Below are 16,597 nucleotides of genomic sequence, written 5' to 3'. Positions count from 1 at the left end.
ACGGGCGCTAAAAGTATTTTAGGTTGCGGACCAAAGATTCGGAAGTAGCGTGCCGCCATATTGAAACTCTCCGTCAAAGTTGATTACGCGTGCAGGGTCTTGGCCCAGATGGCGAAAAGTTATGGAACCACTGAGTTGGCGCACATCGAGCAGCTTGCTGAAATCGAGTCGGTGCCGGCCAATTATCTGGTGCAGATTCTCAGTGAACTGCGCAACGGGGGGCTGATTATCAGCAGGCGCGGCAAGCAGGGCGGTTATGCCCTGGCCCGACCGCCGGCCGAGATTACGCTCTACGACATTGTGAAGCTGATCGAGGGGGATTTGCTGGAGCTCAACGGAACCGGCGAAGGGCACTCGGGACGTCGTGTAAACCAGATCTGGCGTGAGGTCAGGTCCTCGTTGGAGGCTAAGTGCCGAGGCTACACGTTGGATATGTTTACCGTTAAAACCGATCAGGAGATGTATTACATTTAAGCTCGTAGCCCTGAGCTAAGAGCTGCGAGCGTCGGGGAATGCTGACTCCCACGCTGGAAAAAATTTTGGTTCTCCAAGATCGCGATAGCAAACGGCTTGGCTGGGACGCACAGCTGAAAGCCGTGCCCGTCGAAATCGCTGCGGTGGAGAAAAAAATCGCCGCTGAGAAGGCCGCGATCGACACCGCCCGCGCCGAGCTGATGGCGCTGGAGACCAAAAAGAAACTGCTGGAAACCGAGATTGGTTCGGCGGAGTCCAAATTGGCTAAATACAAGACGCAGCAGGTTCAGGTGCGCAAAAACGACGAATTTAAGGCGCTGGGTCTGGAGATCGAGCACACCTCCGAGGCCATCGCGGCGCTTGAGGGGCAGGAGCTCGAAGTGATGTACCAGATCGACGAAGCGAAGAAAAAGTTCGCCGTAGCGGAGGCTGTTTTGAAGGAGAATATCGCGGGCTACCAAGGGCGCATCGGCATGTTGCGCGAACGCGAAACCAACCTGGCCGCCGAGCTCAAGCTGGCGCAGGCCGAGGTGGCCGTTGTCCGCACGCCCATCGAGGCCGCGGCATTACGCCTTTACGACCGGATCGCCGCGCGACAGCAGCCGGTGTGCGTAGCGCTGCGGGGTAACAAGTGTGGCGGGTGCCATTTGAAGGTGTCCTCCGAGGTCGAGTCGGCCGTGCGTGGCAAGGGTGACGCGGCGGCGCAATTGCCGACCTGCGACCAGTGCGGTCGGATCGTTTGGTGGGATGTCGCTTGAGGGGGGGGGGCACGGGCAGGGGCGGGGAGGGGAGGGGCGGAGAATGCCCAATGCCCAATGACCAATGACCAATGCCCAATGCCCAAGGTTCAATGGTCAATGACCGAGGGCCTAAGGCTCTAGGACTCAGGACTAATGTTCAGGCCCAATGACCTGAGTCGATGGAGGCAGGGCTGGAGTTTTTGGAATTGGGCATTGGTCACTGGACATTGGTCATTCCCTGATCGTAAGGTGTCCGCTTGGTTTTGGGGCCGGTTCGCCGCTCCAGGTTCTTTGATCCCTGTTGGCGGGTAAAACTGCCGACTGTAGTTAATGCTTGGAGAGGAAAGTCCGGACACCGTAGGGCAGGATGCCGCACGAGCTTCACGGCAAGTGCGGGCAGCGCGTTTTAAGGCGCGTTGACGGAAAGTGTCACAGAAAACAAACCGCCGCGCGGGCAACCGCGAGGTCAGGGTGAAAAGGTGGGGTAAGAGCCCACCGCGTCGTCAGCAATGACGGCGGCACGACAAACCCCTTCCGGTGCAAGGCAAAATAGGTGGCTGGGCTGCTCGTCCTATAGCCACGGGTATGCTGCAGCGGACTTCGGTCCGCAGTGGGCGCAAGCCCGCTAGAGAAATGGCGAACACCGGCCGCAAGGCCGCGCACATAATCCGGCTTACAGGCTCCAAAACCAAATTTTTTACATGGGCCGCTGAAGGGTGGCCCTTCGCGCTCGGCTGGGCTTGGCAGGGTGCCCCGCCGCTGGTGGTCGGCGCAGTGCGCGACGTTATGGCCCCCGGCCTGCCAGGGTTGCGTGTAGGTATGCCAAAGCCTTGCTTGGCCGGTGGAGAAACGGGCGGATCGAAGGGTGGGTGGTCGCGAGCTTGCCGAAGCGGCGTGGGCGGGCTTTAAGCAGGTACCACAATGTTTTCAAAACCGACTCCGCTTTGGATTGTGTTAGGTGGCTTCGGCCTCGCTTGCATGGCGGGGGGGATCAATGCGGTGGGATTTCTGGGTATGCATCATCAGGCGATCTCGCACATGTCTGGCACCGTGACGGTGTTGAGCAATGAGCTTGCGACGGGTCGGTTTTCGTTGGCGGTGTACGCGGTCGCCGTGGTGGTTTCGTTTTTTATCGGCAGCGTTCTCAGCGGTGCGATCATTCGTGAAAGTGCGCTCAAGCTCGGGAGGCGTTACGGGGTGGTGTTGGCCATTGAATCGGCGCTACTTTTCGCGGCCTGCCAAATGCTGATGACCGGGAACTATGCCGGCGACTGTTTGGCGGCGATGGCCTGCGGCCTGCAAAACGCGATGGCGACTCATTATAGCGGTGCGGTGATCCGCACCACCCACATGACGGGCATCATCACGGATGTGGGCATCGCCGTCGGTTTAAGGCTGCGGGGCGTGGCGATCGATGCTCGCCGCATCCGCCTTCTGTTGGTGTTGCTGGCAGGTTTTTTCACCGGAGGGATACTCGGGAGCCTGTGTTATACCCACATCGGCTTCGCCACGCTGTTGATTCCGGCCACGCTGTCGGGGTTGGCGGGGGTGGGCTACTTTTGTTTCAAGCATTGGCGGCGGTGAGAAAATCGGCTCCGGTGCGACCACCGGGTTTATATTTGCATGATCCCGGTTGTTGTTTTCTTCTTCGGCAACCCGCTGTCTGGTTTAGCTGTTAACCCCTCTTTTTTTTCATGGAACCGCTCCCTCGTCACCTGCTTCCCCTCGGTTTAGTTTCGCAAGTGATCAAAGACCTCCCTGTCGCGGAGGACGCGCGTGTTTTACCCGCAGTTGACGATCTCGTCACTTTGGCCGAGGCACTGAAGGCCTGCCCGATCTGCGTGGTGGTGATCGGCCCTGATTGGCCGCCGCAGGATCTGGCTGCCGCACGTGAGTTGATTCTCGATCATGCCGCCGCTTGCGTGGTGGCAACCAATCTGGATCCCGCTGCACTTCAGTCCGCGATCAGTGCCGCGATTGAGGAGCGCGATCGGCGGGTGGAATCCGGGTTTTTCACCCAACTGGTGCACCTGCTGCCGGACCCGGTTTACTTTAAAGACCGTTATGGCCGTTTTCTGGCCGCAAATCCCTTTATTGCTAAGCACTTAAGGGTGGATGATCCGGCGGTTTTGATTGGTCGCAGCGACTTCGATTTCTTTTCCTCCGAACACGCGCAACAGGCGTTTACGGACGAGCAGGAGGTCATGCGCACCGGCCAGCCGATCACCGCTTTATTAGAGAAGGAAACGCATGACGGCGATCGCGTTACCTGGTGCGTGACCTGGAAGGCACCGCTTCTTGACCAGAGCGGCCGAGTGATCGGCACTTATGGTTTCTCACGCGACCAGACCAATCTCAAGAACACGGAAATCGCGCTGGCCACGGAACGGCATCTTTTGGAAGTGCTACTCACCGGTTTGCCTGACTCGGTTTTCATCAAGGACCGCGAAGGGCGTTTCCTCTTGGCCAATCAAGTGGTCGCCCAATGGATGGGCGAAACTCCGGCTTCTCTGAGGGGGAAGAGCGATACGGATATTTATCCGCCGGAGTTAGCGGCGGTTTTCCGTAAAGACGAAGAGGACGTCATGGCCTCGGGTATGCCGGTGATTAACCGCGAAGAGGTGATTAACACCAAGGATGGCCGTGAACTTTACGTACTGACGACCAAACTGCCTTATCGTAATCCCGCCGGTGAGATCATCGGCGTCATCGGCATGTCGAGGAACATTACCCTGCGTAAGGGGTTTGATGCGGAAATGAGGGCGGCGCAGACCGAGATCGCCACTTTGCGCTCCGAGGTGGCTCGACTGACCACCGAGGTGACGTCGCGTTTATCCTGATTCGGCACGGCCGTGGTTGTTTCGCCACGGCCATGGGGGGGGGGGGCGCTGGGACTGAGCGTTTGGCAGAGGCCGCAGGTTTACTGAGCGCAGGGTTGCAATGCCAGCCATGCGGCTGACAAGTTGGCCCGCTTATGGCTTTGTTTAGTCTTCTTGATGTTAATCTCTGTTTCGGTGGTCCGGCGGTCCTTGATAAGGTCAACTTTCAAGTCGATCCGGGTGAACGCCTGTGTCTGGTAGGCCGCAATGGCGCGGGCAAATCCACGCTGATGAAGGTCATCGGCGGCGAGATCAAGTCCGACACCGGTGCGGTTTTCCGCCAACCCGGCGCCGTTTTCACGCGCCTCAACCAAGAGATCCCTTCCGATATTTTCGGCTCGGTGACCGATATCGTTACCTCCGGCCTGCGTGCCCAGGGCGAACACGAGGAGGACTGGGAGCGTGACGTGCGCGTCGACAACCTCATCGAGAAGCTCCAGCTCGCGCCGTCCGCCCAGTTCGAAAAACTCTCCGGCGGGCTTAAGCGCCGCGTGCTGCTGGCCCGAGCTCTCGCCGGCCAGCCTGATTTACTGCTCCTTGACGAGCCGACCAACCACCTCGACATCGAGAGCATCCTCTGGCTCGAAGACTTTTTGCTGACCGAAAAACCCAGCCTGTTTTTCGTGACTCACGATCGTGCGTTTTTAAGGAAACTGGCCACCCGCATCGTCGAACTCGACCGCGGCGTGCTCACCAATTGGGACTGCGATTACGACAGTTACCTGCAGCGCCGCGCCGACCGCCTCGAAGCCGAGGAGCGTCAGCAGGCCGCCTTCGACAAAAAGCTCGCGCAAGAGGAGGAATGGATTCGCCGCGGAGTGCGCGCCCAGCGTTCACGCGCCCAGGGCCGTGTGCACCAGCTCATTGCCATGCGCGCCGAGCGTGCCGCCCGCCGCAGCAAGACCGGCAACGCCAACCTCAAGTTGGTCGAAGCCGAACGCTCCGGAGCCAAGGTCGTCGATGTGGAGAACATGAGCTTCTCCTATCCAGACGGTCGCGTGCTGGTGAAGGATTTCAGCACCACGATCATGCGTGGCGACAAGATCGGCCTGATCGGCCCCAACGGCGCCGGTAAGACCACGTTGATCAAACTGCTCCTGGGCCAGATCGAGCCCACCAGTGGCACGATCAAACACGGCACCCGCATGGAGGTCACCTACTTCGACCAACTGCGCTCGCTCATCGACGACAACAAGACGGTGGCGGAAAACCTTAACCTCGGCAGTGACTGCATCACCATCGATGGCCGCACGCGCCACGTGATCAGTTATCTGCAGGATTTCCTGTTCACGCCCGACCGCGCCCGCACGCCCGCCCGCGTGCTCTCCGGCGGCGAACGCAACCGCCTGCTGCTCGCCCGGCTCTTCACCAAGCCGGCCAACGTCTTGGTGATGGACGAGCCCACCAACGACCTCGACGCCGAGACCCTCGACCTCTTGGAAAACTTACTCGTCGAGTACGACGGCACGCTGTTGGTGGTGAGCCACGACCGCGCCTTTTTGGACGAAGTGGTCACCAGTTCGCTGGTGTTCGAAGGCGACGGCCAGATCGGCGACTTCGACGGTGGTTATACCGACTGGAAGGCCGAGTTGGCCAAGCGTGCGGTGGCCGCCGCCGCGCCCCTGCTCAAGAGCGGCCCGGTCCGCGCCAGCGCCAACGCGGCCTCGGCGCGTAAGCTTAACAATAAAGAGCAGCGCGAATTGGCCGAGTTGCCCGCGCGCATCGAGAAACTGGAGACGGAGCAGGCGCAGCTCACGCTTAAGCTCGGTGACGTGGCTATTTATCGCAAAGACCCGACTGCGGCCTCTGCAGCCAAAGCGCGCCTTGACGAAATTGAGGCCGAACACGCCATTGCCTTTGCTCGCTGGGAGGAATTGGAAGCAGCCAAAAACGGCTGAGCCCAAAGGTGCGGGGACGCGGTGTATGCTCGTGTCGGAAATGCTGCCGACACGGGCGAGATTGAAGCCAATCCACCGCGGCATCCTTTCAGCAGCTAGGCTGGTTCCATTCAGCACGTTCAAACCGGGTTTATAATTGCATGCGGCGATCGGTTCTTTTCTTATCCGCAACCTGCTCGTCGGTTAGACCATTGAAGCCTCTTTTTTTTAATATGGATCCGCTACCCCGTCACCTGCTGCCTCTCAGCTTTAGCTCACAAGTGCTTAAGAATCTGCCGGTGGCGGCCGACGCACGGGTTTTGCCGGGGGTGGATGATCTCGCCGGCTTGGCCGAGGCGATCAAGGCCTGCGCCCTGAGTGTGGCTGTGATCGGTCCGGATTGGCCTCGCGAGGACTTGGTTGCCGCTCAGGAGATGCTACTCGATCACGCAGTCGCCTGCGTGGTGGCTACCGAACTCGACCCCGTGTGGCTGGAGCCCGCGATTGTCGCCGCACTTGCCGAACGCACGAACCAGTTTGAATCCATTTTCTTAAGCCAACTGCTGCCGCTGTTGCCGGATCTCGTTTATTTTAAGGACAGGTACGGGCGTTTTTTGGCCGCAAATCACGAGCTCGCTCGCAGCGTCCAACTGGATGATCCGGCACTGCTGATTGGCCGCAGTGACGCTGACTTTTTGAGCGCTGATTATGCGCAGAAAACATTGGCCGATGAACAAGCGATCATGCGCACGGGGCAGCCGGTGATAGCCCTGTCAGAGCGAGCGACCTATGACGGGAATCGGGTCAAGTGGTGGCTGACTTGGAAATGCCCGTTGCGTGACCGCAGCGGGCGGGTGATCGGTACTTTTGGTTTTTCGCGCGATGAGACCGCATTTAAAACCACGGAGATGGCTCTGGAGACCGAGCGGCATTTGTTGGAGGTTTTGCTCACACGCTTACCTGACTCGGTTTATATCAAAGACCGCGAGGGACGGTTCCTTTTGGCCAATCAAGTGATCGCCAATCGCATGGGGGTTACGCAGGCGTTCTTACGCGGTAAACGCGACGTGGATCTTTATCCGCCTGAGTTGGCGGCGGGATTCCGTAAGGACGAGGAGGCGATCATGGCCACGGGAATGCCGTTGATTAACCGGGAGGAGATGATTCTCGGTGCTGATGGTCGTGAGATTCATATTTTGACGACCAAGCTGCCTTATCGGAATGCGGCGGGCGAGGTGATCGGGATCATCGGCATGGGGCGCAATATCACTCTGCGTAAGGGCTTCGATGAACAGATGAAGCTGGCGCACGAAGAGATTGTAAAACTGCGGGCTGAGGTGGCCGCAACCGCCGAGTTGCGCGCCGAGACGGTGGCGCTGCGTGCCGAACTGGCCCAACTCAAGGGCGCTGGCGCACGTCCGGCCTGAGACCGCTCTCACTCCTGCTCAACTCGCCCCGGTCTACCGGTGGCGGTTGTAGCGGACGATGTCCCAGACGACGTAAAGGCCCAGCATTGCGGAAATGAGGTAGCCGACGATGCCGAAGGCCGGGAAGCCAAACAGGTAGGGGCGAATACCGGTCGTCACGATCAACGAGGATCCGATCACCAGCGCCCCAATGATCACCCCGAGCGTCAGGCGGTTGCTCGCCGAGCTGATTGCCTTATCCAGGCTCTCCAGACCTTGATGCTGAAACTTGATGGTCAGGTCGTCGTGTTCGATGCGGCGGATGATTCGGAAAATATCCGCCGGCAGTTCGCGTGCGCCGGTGAGCAGTGAACGCAGCAGCGTGCGACCGTCGCGGGCGATCGCCCGGGGGCCGGTGCGGTCTTTTTGGAGTTGCGCAAGGATCGGGCGGGACTCGGTGCGTAGGTCGAACTGCGGGTCGAGCGTGCGCGCGACCTCTTCGATCGAGAGCACGGCCTTGGCCATGAGCGAATAGTCGCGGGTGATGTTGATCCCGTTTTGGCCGAAGATGAACAACAGCTTGAGCATGGCGCGTCCGAGTTGGATACGGCCGATCGCACTGTTGAAATCTTCGCGCAAAGTCAGGGTGACATCGCGCTCCATGGCGCGCAGGTCGGCGCGACCGGAGGGGCTGCCGAGGTCGGCGGCGATTTGCACGATGCGCTCGGCGTCTTGCTGGACGGCGGCCATGAACAAATCGGCCAGGCCGAGGCGCAGGCGGCGGGTGAGGTTACCCGCCATGCCCCAGTCGAGAAAACACAGTCGCCCGTCGGGCGTGACCAGTACGTTGCCACCATGCGGGTCGGCGTGGAAAAACCCGGCGATGAGCACCTGGTGGATCAGCGAGGATGCGCCGTTGGAAGCGATGCGTTTGGCCTCGGCGGGAGCGAGCGCGGCGTTGTCCACCGAGACTCCGATGATGCGCTGCATCACGATGACATGTTCGCCGCAAAACTCGTCGATCACCTCGGGCGCGAAGACGCGGTCGGGGTGCGGGTTGAGGGCGTTAAAATAGCGCTGGTTGCGGGCCTCGTGGCGAAAATCGAGTTCGCGCAGCAGGTTGTCCTTCACCTCGGCTACGACCGAGGGCAGGTCATAGGGGGAAATGGCGGCGATGCGTTGGTGCAACTGGCCGGCGAACCACGTGAGCAGGTCGAGGTCGGCCTGCACCGTTTTGTCGAGATTGGGGCGCTGAACCTTTACCGCCACCTCGCGGCCGTCGTGGAGGGTGGCGAAGTAAACTTGGGCGAGCGAGGCGCTGGCCACGGGTTTTTCCTCGAAGATGGCGAACGCCTGGGCACAGGTCATGCCGAGGTCGTCCTCCAGCACCGGGCACATCTCGGCGAAGGGTAGGGGACTGACGGCGTTTTGCAGTTTACGCAGTTCGAAGATCAGGGCGTGCGGCAGAGCGTCGGGCCGCATGCTCATTAACTGGCCGGCTTTGACGAAGGTGGGCCCGAGCTCTTCTAGCGCCAAGCGCACGCGTTCCCACAGGGTGCGGCGTTCAGCCGGCTGGGGGATGATGCGCGTCCAGAGTCCCTCCTGCGGATCGAGCTGGGTGAGCAGGTTGGCGAAACCGTGCTTGGCCAGAACCGCGAAGATGTCCTTTGCGCGGGCGGCGTTGCTGAGGAACGTCAGCGGTTTCACGGTTCGCCGGCGCGGGTGGGAGGGTTGGCTAGTTTGGCTTCGAGCGAGCGGATGCGTTCTTCGAGGGCGGCGATGCGAGGATCGGTTTTGGTGGGGCTGTTGGCGGCCAGATCTTGGATCTTGGCGGCGAGCGTCTGGCTCATTTCCTCGAATTCCTTGCGACCCTGTTCCGCGATTTTGGAGGCGATGATTTTGGCATCGTCGGCCTTCAGTTTGCCCTGGCGAACGTAGTCATCGAGCGAGTCCTCGACTTTTTCCTTGGTGATGACGGCGGCACCGACGCCGGCGAGGAGAGTTTTTTTGATGAGGTCGAACATGGTGCGGTTAACTTGCGCGGGTCGCGGTTACGGGCAACCGCAAAGGCGAAAACGTTCGGGCCTTCCGACCCGGTTGTTACGCTTTGTCGCCGCCGGGTGCAGGATGGCGGTCGCCGGAGGTGAGGGGCGCAGTCGGGGAGGCGGGCGGAGGGGCTTCGACCGGTGTGATAGCGGCGGCGGGCGGCGGGGTATAAACCGGCGGTAAACTGGCCGCAGGGAGGCTAGCCGTGGGGGCTGGGCGGGGTTTGGGCGGGGCTTCCGCCATCGCTTGTTTGAGTTGCTCCTCAACCCCAGAGGTCGCCTTTTTGATTTCGCGGAGGGCCTTGCCCAAGCTGCGCGCCAGTTCGGGCATCTTTTCGCCGCCGAAGAGCATCAGCACGACCAGAAACACCAGTATGATTTCGCCGCCGCCGATGTCTCCGATAAAGGCGAGCGTGGACAATGAAGAGGGCATGGGGATCGGTTTCGTTATGTGGTAAAACTTCTGCGGTGGCGGTTATTTTACCGCGATTTCAACGACGAAGCTTTGCGACTGGCCGGGCTGGACCCAGTGCAGGCCGATTTTGTTTTCAGGGGCGTTGGGCGGCCCCATCCAGGGTTCGACGCAGTAAAACGGCGCCTCGGGCGAGGCCGTCCAGGTGACAAATGCCGCCTCGGCCGGCGGCACGGGTGCGGTGCCGTGGCTGATGGTCACTTTACCCGGTCCGGCACTCGGGCCAAATGAGACGCTGTTGGATTTGAGGCCGAGGTGGATGGCGTCGACCAACGCCGGGTTGTCGAGGCGCTCCTCGCCCTTGAATGTGGGGCCGGGTGTGAGTTTACCGGCGGCGTCCTGGCGGTGGCTGCGCGTAGCGGGAATGCGGATGATGTAGTCGGCGCGGGTCTGGCCTTCAGTCCAGGGCGCGGTGAAATAAAAGTGGTGGCCGGCGCTCCAGGGGATGGGCTGTTTGTCGAGGTTGCGCAGGGTCAGTTCGCAGGCCAGGCCGAGCTCGGAGAAGCGGTAGGCGACGGTGAACTCGTAGTTGAACGGGTACGCCTGGCGGGCGGCATCATCGGGCACGAGAACGGCGGTGAAACCGCGGGCGTCCATGCGCGTGACTTTGAACTCACCGGTGCGGGCGAAGCCGTGCATGGGCATCGGGCGGCGCAGGCCGGTGGGGTCGCGCCAGAAGTGGATTTCACCGGCGTCGAAGCTGCGCGCGTTGAAGGGAAACAGGATCGGGTTGCCGCCGCGCACCTTGGGGAAGTCGTTGAAATTGGCGTCCTCAGGCCAGTAAAGGATGTCGCGCACCGAGCTGTCCCCGAGCGAGAGGTGCCAGTTCATCAGGCGCGCGCCGTGTTCGGGCAGGGCCAGGAACGTCGAATTGCCGACCTGCCAGCGGGTGAGAGTTTTTCCGTGATAAGACACCTTTTCCATGAGGCGGCTGTTTTTGCGCGCAACCCGCGGCTAGGCAAAAGGATTCCGTGGAAACAAACGCGCCAGTTTGTAACTTGCTGATAACTCGCAGCGCTTGCGCAAGTGAAAGGGGCGCGCTTTATTCCCCGCTTTTATGACGCGCGCCCTCTACTGCCTCCTCGTTTCCCTGGTGCTCCCGCTCTGTCTGCGGGCGCAAGCCGAGGCTCCGGTGGTGGCGGCTCCGGCGGTGGCGCTGGCGGAGGACCCAGTGGTGGCTGTCCCTGAGGTTGCGGCGGTGCGCTCGGGCGTGAAGAGCGTGTGGGTTATCCCCGTTCGGGATGGTATCGATAAGCCCATTCTCTATGTGCTGCGCCGGGGATTGAAGGAGGCCATCGAGCAAAAAGCCGATGTGGTCGTGCTCGACATGGAGACGCCCGGCGGCCGCCTGGACGTGACCTTCGAGATCATGGAAGCGTTGGGTAAATTCCCCGGCACGACCGTGACCTTCGTCAATAAAGAGGCCATTTCGGCCGGCGCGTTCATCTCCGCGACCACCAGCGAAATCTGGTTTGCCCCCGAAGCCGTGATCGGTGCCGCCGCTCCCGTGAGCTCGGGCGGCAAGGACGTCGACGTGACCATGAAACAGAAAATCGTCAGCTACCTGAAGGCTCGGGTGCGTGCTCTTTCTGAGGGGAAGGGCCACCGGGGCGTCGTGATCTCGGCGATGATCGACGCCGACACCGAGCTGAAGATCGACGGGCAGGTGTTGAAGGAAAAAGGCGAGCTGTTGTCACTGACCGCCAGTGAGGCGAGCAAGCTCTACGGCCAGCCCCCGCAGCCGCTGCTGGCGGCGGGCATCGCCAAAACCGTCGACGACCTGCTCACGCAAAAATTCGGGGCGGGTAACTTTTCCGTTCAGCGCTTGGAAGTCACCTGGTCGGAGGAGTTGGCGCAGTACCTCAACGCCTTGTCGCCGATCCTGCTCGGGCTGGGGCTGCTTGCGGTGTTCATCGAGTTTAAAACGCCCGGATTTGGGCTCTTTGGAATCACCGGTGGGGTGCTGTTGGGCGTGGTTTTTTTCGGGCACTTTGTGGCGGGACTTTCCGGCCACGAGCCAGCGTTGGTGTTTGCCCTCGGCGCCGGCCTGCTGGCTGCTGAAATCCTGTTTTTCCCTGGGCTGATTGTGACGGCGCTCCTCGGCGTTTTGCTGATGCTGGGCGCACTGGTCTGGTCGATGGCCGACTTGTGGCCCAATGAGCCGATCACGGTTGCGTGGTCCGCCGATGCCTTTGTTCAGCCGCTGCAAACCCTGGGCCTAGGCCTGGTGCTGGCGGTGGCGTTCGGCGCCGCGCTGGCGCGGTTTCTGCCTAAGGGCTGGGTTTGGGATAAAATGGTGGTGCAGGAGTCCATCGGCGGAGTGGCCCAGGTGGCGGGCGTCGGTCCCGGGGGCGCCGCGCATGTCGATTCGCTGATCGGCCAGCGCGGAGTGGCGGTGACCGTGCTGCGGCCGAGTGGGCAGGTGGAAATCGCCGGTCGACGCTACGAGGCGACCGTGGAAGTCGGGGCTGTGGATGCCGGCGACCCGGTGATTGTGCGCGGCCGCACGGCGTTTGCCCTGCTTGTAGAAAGGGTCGGCGTATGACCACCCTCGTGCTCTTGTTTTTGATCGGAACGCTGTTGCTCACGGCGGAAGTTTTTTTGCCGGGAGGCATAGCCGGTGCCGCTGGGGCGATGGTCCTTCTGGTGGGCAGCGTACTGGCTTTTAACCAGTACGGGCTGGCGGGCGGGGTTTGGGCCAGTGTTGGCGCGTTGGGGCTGCTCGGCCTGATGCTTTACGTCGAACTGGTGCTGCTGCCGAAAACCAAACTCGGACGCGCGCTTGTGGTGGATGCGAGCGTGGATGGCACGAGTCAGCCGCCCATCGCTCGACCCGAAGACGTGGTGGACCAACCGGCGGTGGCGCTGACCACTTTGGCGCCCAGCGGATTTGTCCAAGTGGCGGGGCGGCGGTTCGAGGCGTTTTGCTGCTCGGGCTACGCCGCAAAAGGTGCCGACTTACGTGTCGTCGGCGTAGATAATTTTCGTCTCATCGTTATCGTTTCCAACCCAATTTCCTCATGAACAACCTACCGTTACTCATCCTCATCCCGCTCGTCATCGCCATCCTCATTGCGGCTGGCGTTTTCATTTCCTTCATCGGCGTTTGGCTTAAAGCCCGCCTCAACGGTGCGCCCGTCGGCATCCTTACCTTGCTGGGCATGCGCCTCGGTGGCGTGCCTTACAGCCTGGTGGTCGATGCGCGCATCACCGCGGTGAAAGCCGGCATCGAGGTCACCACCGACAAAATCTCCGCGCACTTCCTGGCCGGCGGCAATGTGGTGCCGACGGTGCAGGCGTTGGTTGCCGCGCAAAAGGCCGGCATCGTGCTCGACTGGGACCGCGCCTGCGCGATCGATTTGGCGACCAAGGGCTCCGGTAAATCCGTGGTCGAGGCCGTGCGCACCTCGGTCGATCCGAAGGTGATCGACTGCCCCAACCCCGAGTCCGGCCGCACCACCATCGACGGCGTGGCCAAGGACGGCATCCAGGTGAAGGTGAAGGCCCGCGTGACGGTGCGCACCCACCTCGACCGTTTCGTGGGCGGTGCCAAGGAGGAGACCATCATCGCGCGCGTCGGCGAGGGTATCGTTTCGACCATCGGCTCGTCGGAAAGTTACAAAATCGTGCTGGAGTCTCCCGATAGCATTTCCAAGACGGTTTTGGCGCGCGGCCTCGATGTGGGCTCCGCATTCGAGATCCTCTCTATCGACATCGCCGACGTCGACGTGGGCGAGAACGTAGGCGCCAAACTGCAGCAAGCCCAGGCCGAGGCCAACAAGAGCATCGCTCAGGCCGAGGCGGAAATCCGCCGTGCAGCCGCCGTGGCCGTCGAGCAGGAGATGAAGGCCCGCGTGCAGGAGATGCAGGCCGAGGTGGTCCGCGCGCAGGCTGAAGTGCCGCGCGCTCTCGCCGAGGCGTTCCGCTCCGGTCGTCTGGGCGTGATGGACTACTACAAAATGGAAAACGTGCAGGCCGACACCGCCATGCGGAAATCGATCGCGCAGCCCGGCGAAGGCCAGAAATCCTGAGCGTTAGCCTGAAAATCCTGCACGGCTAAAACCCCACCCTTAACCCGTAACGGACCTATGGATTGGATACTCGATAACGTGCAGCTCATTCTGGCGATTGCCGGTGCGATCGCCTACTGGCTAAACGCGCGCAAGAAAGAGCAAGCCGGCGAGCCTGCCGACTACGATGGCGATGGCGAGCCGGACACCCGTCCGCAATCGGGTCGCAGTCTACACGAGCAGGACGAAACGTCGCTGCACGATGAGAACACGCGGCGCATTCAGGAGGAGATTCGCCGTAAGATCGCGGAACGCCAAAGCGGCGGAGGGCTTCGGCCTATAGCGGAGACTCAGTCGCTTCCGCCGTCGCTGCCCGTCTCGCGAGGCGGGGCTCCGGCCCAGGCACCGGTTGCGCGGCAGCAGCCGGCCCCACCGCCTGTGGTGCGTCGGCGTGAGGTGGCGTCGCCGTATGCTATGGATGAAACCCGCCGCGCCACGGTGGAGCGCGAGGCCGCCGCTGTGCTGGAAAGCCAGCGGGCGTTGGCCGAACAACTCGCGGTGCTGAATCAACGCCGTGCGGAGACCGGTCGCACGGCGCGGGCGATGCGGGAAAACGTGGAGTTGGCGACAGCTGCCGCCTCGGCTGCAGGGCAGGCGCGCATGTCGGACGACGCCAGTTTACTGAGCGAATTGCGCAACGCCCGCTCGCTGCGCAAGGCGATCGTGATGCGCGAAGTGTTGGGCACGCCGGTCGGCCTGCGCTGAGGTCTGGCCGACGGGGGTGATTGGCCTAAAAAATGGCTCGTTTCTAAGCCTATACAGGCGGAAATGGGCTCACTTCTCCAATTTGACCTGATAACGCGTGAGTGAACTGCCTTCGAGGCGGCTCAGTTCGGCTACGGCAATACGAAGGTTTACCCGGGCGAGCAGTTCGTTCACCCGCGCGGTGTCGTAGTCGCGGCGGGCGTCTTCCACGAAGCGGTAGGTCGAGCGGCCCGCTTCGTAGCGGGCCTTTTCTGCTTCGAATTGTTTACGGCTGAGCTCCGTGGCCAAAATAGAAACGGTAACGGTTTCGCGGTTGGTATCGACCGCTCGAACAGCGGCGCGCACGTCGACCAGCAAATTCTGATCGAGTTGGGCGATGGCGGTTTCCTGGCGGGTGAGGTTGGTGCGGGCCTGGCGGTATTTGGCGCGTTCGGCGCGCAGCCCCCACGGGATCGAGAGCGTCAGGTCGACTTGCCAGTCGTAGGAATCACCGGAAGCGGAGCTATTCAGCGCGCTGGTGGCGTTGCGGCGGTCGGCGCCGTTGAGGCCCACTGCAGCACCCAAATCGAGGGTGGGCAGGCGGTTGTTTTTGGCGACTGCGAGGTCGAGTTTGAGTTGCTCGGCTAAAAGTTGGTTGGAGGCCAATTCGGGCGCGTTGGCCAAGGCCAGCGCATAGGACAGGTCGAAGGACACCGCCGGTGCGGGTTCATCCGAGAGACGGACGGGGCCGGGGCGTTGGGCGTTGGCAAAGCGACCGATCAGGTTGAGCAAAGCGTCTTCGCGGTCGCTTACCGCTTGTTCGGCGAGCAGGAGGTCGCGGCGGGCGTTGGCCACGCCGACTTCGGCTTGCAGGACGTCGAGGCTGGTGGCGACGCCGGTGCGCTGGCGGATCGTGTTTTCGTCAAACAGGGTCTGAGCGACCGCGAGGCTGAGTTTGCGCACGACGAGTTGTTCGCGGGCGAAGGCGAGGATGTAGTAGGCGGACTCGACGTTGCGAATCACGGTGAGCACGGCGTCCTTGAAATCATACTGGGCGCGGGACACGGCGAGGCGGGCGCGTTCGATCGCGGAACGCGTGATGGTCACCCCGAAGCCTTGCATCAGCGGTTGGTTAACCGAGAGCGCGAGGTCGCTGTTGTAAACGGGGTTAAACAACGGCGGTGCGACGAAGGGCGATTCCTTGCTGCGTTCTAGCGCGGTGCTGACCCTAGCCGTAGCGCCGGAGGCCAGGAGTTGGGTCACGCCAAGCGAGGCGGCTTGGTCGCGGGTGTTTCGAGTGGGGCTGACGGTAGAATCTTGAGCACCGGCGGCAGACACCGATGAAAAGAGCGTCGGGTCGAAGCTGGCATCGGCGGTGATGACCGATTCGCGGGCGTTCTGGGTGGCGAACTGCTGGAGCTGCAGGTCGAAATTCTGGTTGAGCGCGCGGGCAACGCATTCCTCCAGCGTGAGCGGGGCGGGGGCGGAAGCGGGCGATGGCGCGGGTGTTGGCGCTGGCGCAGCCAGCTGGGCGTGGGCGGGACTCGTTACGAGGGCGGCCAGAGCGAGGGTGAAAAAAGCAGCGGGAGGGAGTCGGAGGGGGCGAAACATCGGGGTGAAAAAATGTGCGGGCTTATTGGCGTTCTAGCTCGGTGTCGGAGATGCGTTTGAAAACGGTGAAACCGGCCTGTTTGGCTTTGGCGATCGACAGTGGAGCGAGCAATTTTGGCGTGTTAACCGGTTGCACGATGACGCGATTGACCGCTTGGCCGCAGGTGGGGCAGGCGGTGAGCGCCGCCTCGTCGGTATCGTGCCGGTGATCAAAGCCGTCGCCGCAGAGCTTGCAGGGGCATTTGACGGGGGCGTAGCGGTAAACGGGCATAGCTAACGGGGAACGAAACGGGGTTGCGTGAATTTGGCCAGCTTGGTTTGTGCGCGCATCGCGACACA

The 16,597-nt window shown here is 61.7% G+C and carries 16 protein-coding genes and 1 other RNA gene; 11 read left to right on the top strand and 6 right to left on the bottom strand.

What is annotated here, in order from left to right:
• Positions 1–60: 60 nt before the first annotated feature.
• The 7 genes from H2170_09740 (at position 61) to H2170_09710 (ending at position 7,397) form a co-directional block, all read left to right on the top strand.
• Positions 61–474 carry an Rrf2 family transcriptional regulator gene (locus H2170_09740; protein ID MCS6300367.1) on the top strand — a complete coding sequence of 138 codons (414 nt, stop codon included), beginning with the start codon at positions 61–63 and terminating at the stop codon, positions 472–474.
• Between the two features lie 38 nt (positions 475–512).
• Positions 513–1,232, top strand: a complete 720-nt coding sequence (locus H2170_09735; protein ID MCS6300366.1) for a hypothetical protein — start codon at positions 513–515, stop codon at positions 1,230–1,232.
• Between the two features lie 243 nt (positions 1,233–1,475).
• Positions 1,476–1,906, top strand: an RNA gene (gene rnpB / locus H2170_09730) — RNase P RNA component class A.
• A gap of 229 nt (positions 1,907–2,135) precedes the next feature.
• Positions 2,136–2,798 (top strand): DUF1275 domain-containing protein, encoded by a 663-nt coding sequence (locus H2170_09725; GenBank protein ID MCS6300365.1) that lies wholly within the window; start codon positions 2,136–2,138, stop codon positions 2,796–2,798.
• Positions 2,799–2,908: 110 nt separating this feature from the next.
• Complete coding sequence (locus H2170_09720) at positions 2,909–4,054, top strand: PAS domain-containing protein (protein MCS6300364.1); 1,146 nt, start codon at positions 2,909–2,911, stop codon at positions 4,052–4,054.
• 134 nt (positions 4,055–4,188) lie between these two features.
• Positions 4,189–5,991 carry an ATP-binding cassette domain-containing protein gene (locus tag H2170_09715; GenBank protein ID MCS6300363.1) on the top strand — a complete coding sequence of 601 codons (1,803 nt, stop codon included), beginning with the start codon at positions 4,189–4,191 and terminating at the stop codon, positions 5,989–5,991.
• Positions 5,992–6,203: 212 nt separating this feature from the next.
• Positions 6,204–7,397: a PAS domain-containing protein gene (locus H2170_09710; protein ID MCS6300362.1), complete on the top strand. Its 1,194-nt coding sequence runs from the start codon at positions 6,204–6,206 to the stop codon at positions 7,395–7,397.
• Between the two features lie 33 nt (positions 7,398–7,430).
• Here H2170_09710 and H2170_09705 read toward each other — a convergent pair whose 3' ends face one another.
• The 4 genes from H2170_09705 to H2170_09690 form a co-directional block, all read right to left on the bottom strand.
• On the bottom strand, positions 7,431–9,083 hold the full coding sequence (locus H2170_09705) for an AarF/ABC1/UbiB kinase family protein (GenBank protein MCS6300361.1): 1,653 nt from the start codon (positions 9,081–9,083) through the stop codon (positions 7,431–7,433).
• Positions 9,080–9,400, bottom strand: a complete 321-nt coding sequence (locus tag H2170_09700; GenBank protein ID MCS6300360.1) for a hypothetical protein — start codon at positions 9,398–9,400, stop codon at positions 9,080–9,082. The genes H2170_09705 and H2170_09700 overlap by 4 nt, the downstream gene beginning before the upstream one ends.
• Before the next feature lie 76 nt (positions 9,401–9,476).
• Positions 9,477–9,854 carry a twin-arginine translocase TatA/TatE family subunit gene (locus H2170_09695; GenBank protein ID MCS6300359.1) on the bottom strand — a complete coding sequence of 126 codons (378 nt, stop codon included), beginning with the start codon at positions 9,852–9,854 and terminating at the stop codon, positions 9,477–9,479.
• 42 nt (positions 9,855–9,896) lie between these two features.
• Positions 9,897–10,817, bottom strand: a complete 921-nt coding sequence (locus H2170_09690; GenBank protein ID MCS6300358.1) for an aldose epimerase — start codon at positions 10,815–10,817, stop codon at positions 9,897–9,899.
• Positions 10,818–10,950: 133 nt separating this feature from the next.
• Here H2170_09690 and H2170_09685 point away from each other — a divergent pair, with 133 nt between their 5' ends.
• The 4 genes from H2170_09685 to H2170_09670 are packed head-to-tail and all read left to right on the top strand — an operon-like array spanning position 10,951 to position 14,668.
• A complete protein-coding gene (locus H2170_09685; GenBank protein ID MCS6300357.1) occupies positions 10,951–12,438 on the top strand; it encodes a hypothetical protein in 1,488 nt (495 codons plus the stop codon).
• Positions 12,435–12,917, top strand: coding sequence for a serine protease (locus H2170_09680; protein MCS6300356.1), 483 nt, complete (start codon positions 12,435–12,437; stop codon positions 12,915–12,917). Before H2170_09685 ends, H2170_09680 begins: the two co-directional genes overlap by 4 nt.
• Positions 12,914–13,924 (top strand): flotillin-like protein FloA, encoded by a 1,011-nt coding sequence (gene floA / locus H2170_09675; protein ID MCS6300355.1) that lies wholly within the window; start codon positions 12,914–12,916, stop codon positions 13,922–13,924. The genes H2170_09680 and floA overlap by 4 nt, the downstream gene beginning before the upstream one ends.
• Before the next feature lie 57 nt (positions 13,925–13,981).
• Positions 13,982–14,668 (top strand): hypothetical protein, encoded by a 687-nt coding sequence (locus tag H2170_09670; GenBank protein ID MCS6300354.1) that lies wholly within the window; start codon positions 13,982–13,984, stop codon positions 14,666–14,668.
• 69 nt (positions 14,669–14,737) lie between these two features.
• On the opposite strand, the gene H2170_09665 is transcribed toward H2170_09670, so the two are convergent.
• The gene (locus tag H2170_09665; GenBank protein MCS6300353.1) at positions 14,738–16,258 is read right to left on the bottom strand and encodes a TolC family protein; all 1,521 of its coding nucleotides are present in this window, start codon (positions 16,256–16,258) and stop codon (positions 14,738–14,740) included.
• Between the two features lie 22 nt (positions 16,259–16,280).
• Complete coding sequence (locus H2170_09660; protein ID MCS6300352.1) at positions 16,281–16,529, bottom strand: zinc ribbon domain-containing protein; 249 nt, start codon at positions 16,527–16,529, stop codon at positions 16,281–16,283.
• Positions 16,530–16,597: the final 68 nt, after the last annotated feature.

Source organism: Opitutus sp., from assembly GCA_024998815.1.
GTDB lineage: Bacteria > Verrucomicrobiota > Verrucomicrobiia > Opitutales > Opitutaceae > Rariglobus.
This window is presented reverse-complemented; position numbering and strand designations above follow the sequence as displayed.

Excerpts from the sequence above, each read along its gene's own strand:
- H2170_09715 (MCS6300363.1), top strand. The coding sequence starts at position 4,189 with ATGGCTTTGTTTAGTCTTCTTGATGTTAATCTCTGTTTCGGTGGTCCG.
- H2170_09725 (MCS6300365.1), top strand. The coding sequence starts at position 2,136 with ATGTTTTCAAAACCGACTCCGCTTTGGATTGTGTTAGGTGGCTTCGGC.
- floA (MCS6300355.1), top strand. The coding sequence starts at position 12,914 with ATGAACAACCTACCGTTACTCATCCTCATCCCGCTCGTCATCGCCATC.
- H2170_09720 (MCS6300364.1), top strand. The coding sequence starts at position 2,909 with ATGGAACCGCTCCCTCGTCACCTGCTTCCCCTCGGTTTAGTTTCGCAA.
- H2170_09735 (MCS6300366.1), top strand. The coding sequence starts at position 513 with ATGCTGACTCCCACGCTGGAAAAAATTTTGGTTCTCCAAGATCGCGAT.
- H2170_09660 (MCS6300352.1), bottom strand. The coding sequence starts at position 16,529 with ATGCCCGTTTACCGCTACGCCCCCGTCAAATGCCCCTGCAAGCTCTGC.
- H2170_09695 (MCS6300359.1), bottom strand. The coding sequence starts at position 9,854 with ATGCCCTCTTCATTGTCCACGCTCGCCTTTATCGGAGACATCGGCGGC.
- H2170_09685 (MCS6300357.1), top strand. The coding sequence starts at position 10,951 with ATGACGCGCGCCCTCTACTGCCTCCTCGTTTCCCTGGTGCTCCCGCTC.
- H2170_09665 (MCS6300353.1), bottom strand. The coding sequence starts at position 16,258 with ATGTTTCGCCCCCTCCGACTCCCTCCCGCTGCTTTTTTCACCCTCGCT.
- H2170_09680 (MCS6300356.1), top strand. The coding sequence starts at position 12,435 with ATGACCACCCTCGTGCTCTTGTTTTTGATCGGAACGCTGTTGCTCACG.
- H2170_09700 (MCS6300360.1), bottom strand. The coding sequence starts at position 9,400 with ATGTTCGACCTCATCAAAAAAACTCTCCTCGCCGGCGTCGGTGCCGCC.
- H2170_09690 (MCS6300358.1), bottom strand. The coding sequence starts at position 10,817 with ATGGAAAAGGTGTCTTATCACGGAAAAACTCTCACCCGCTGGCAGGTC.
- H2170_09710 (MCS6300362.1), top strand. The coding sequence starts at position 6,204 with ATGGATCCGCTACCCCGTCACCTGCTGCCTCTCAGCTTTAGCTCACAA.
- H2170_09670 (MCS6300354.1), top strand. The coding sequence starts at position 13,982 with ATGGATTGGATACTCGATAACGTGCAGCTCATTCTGGCGATTGCCGGT.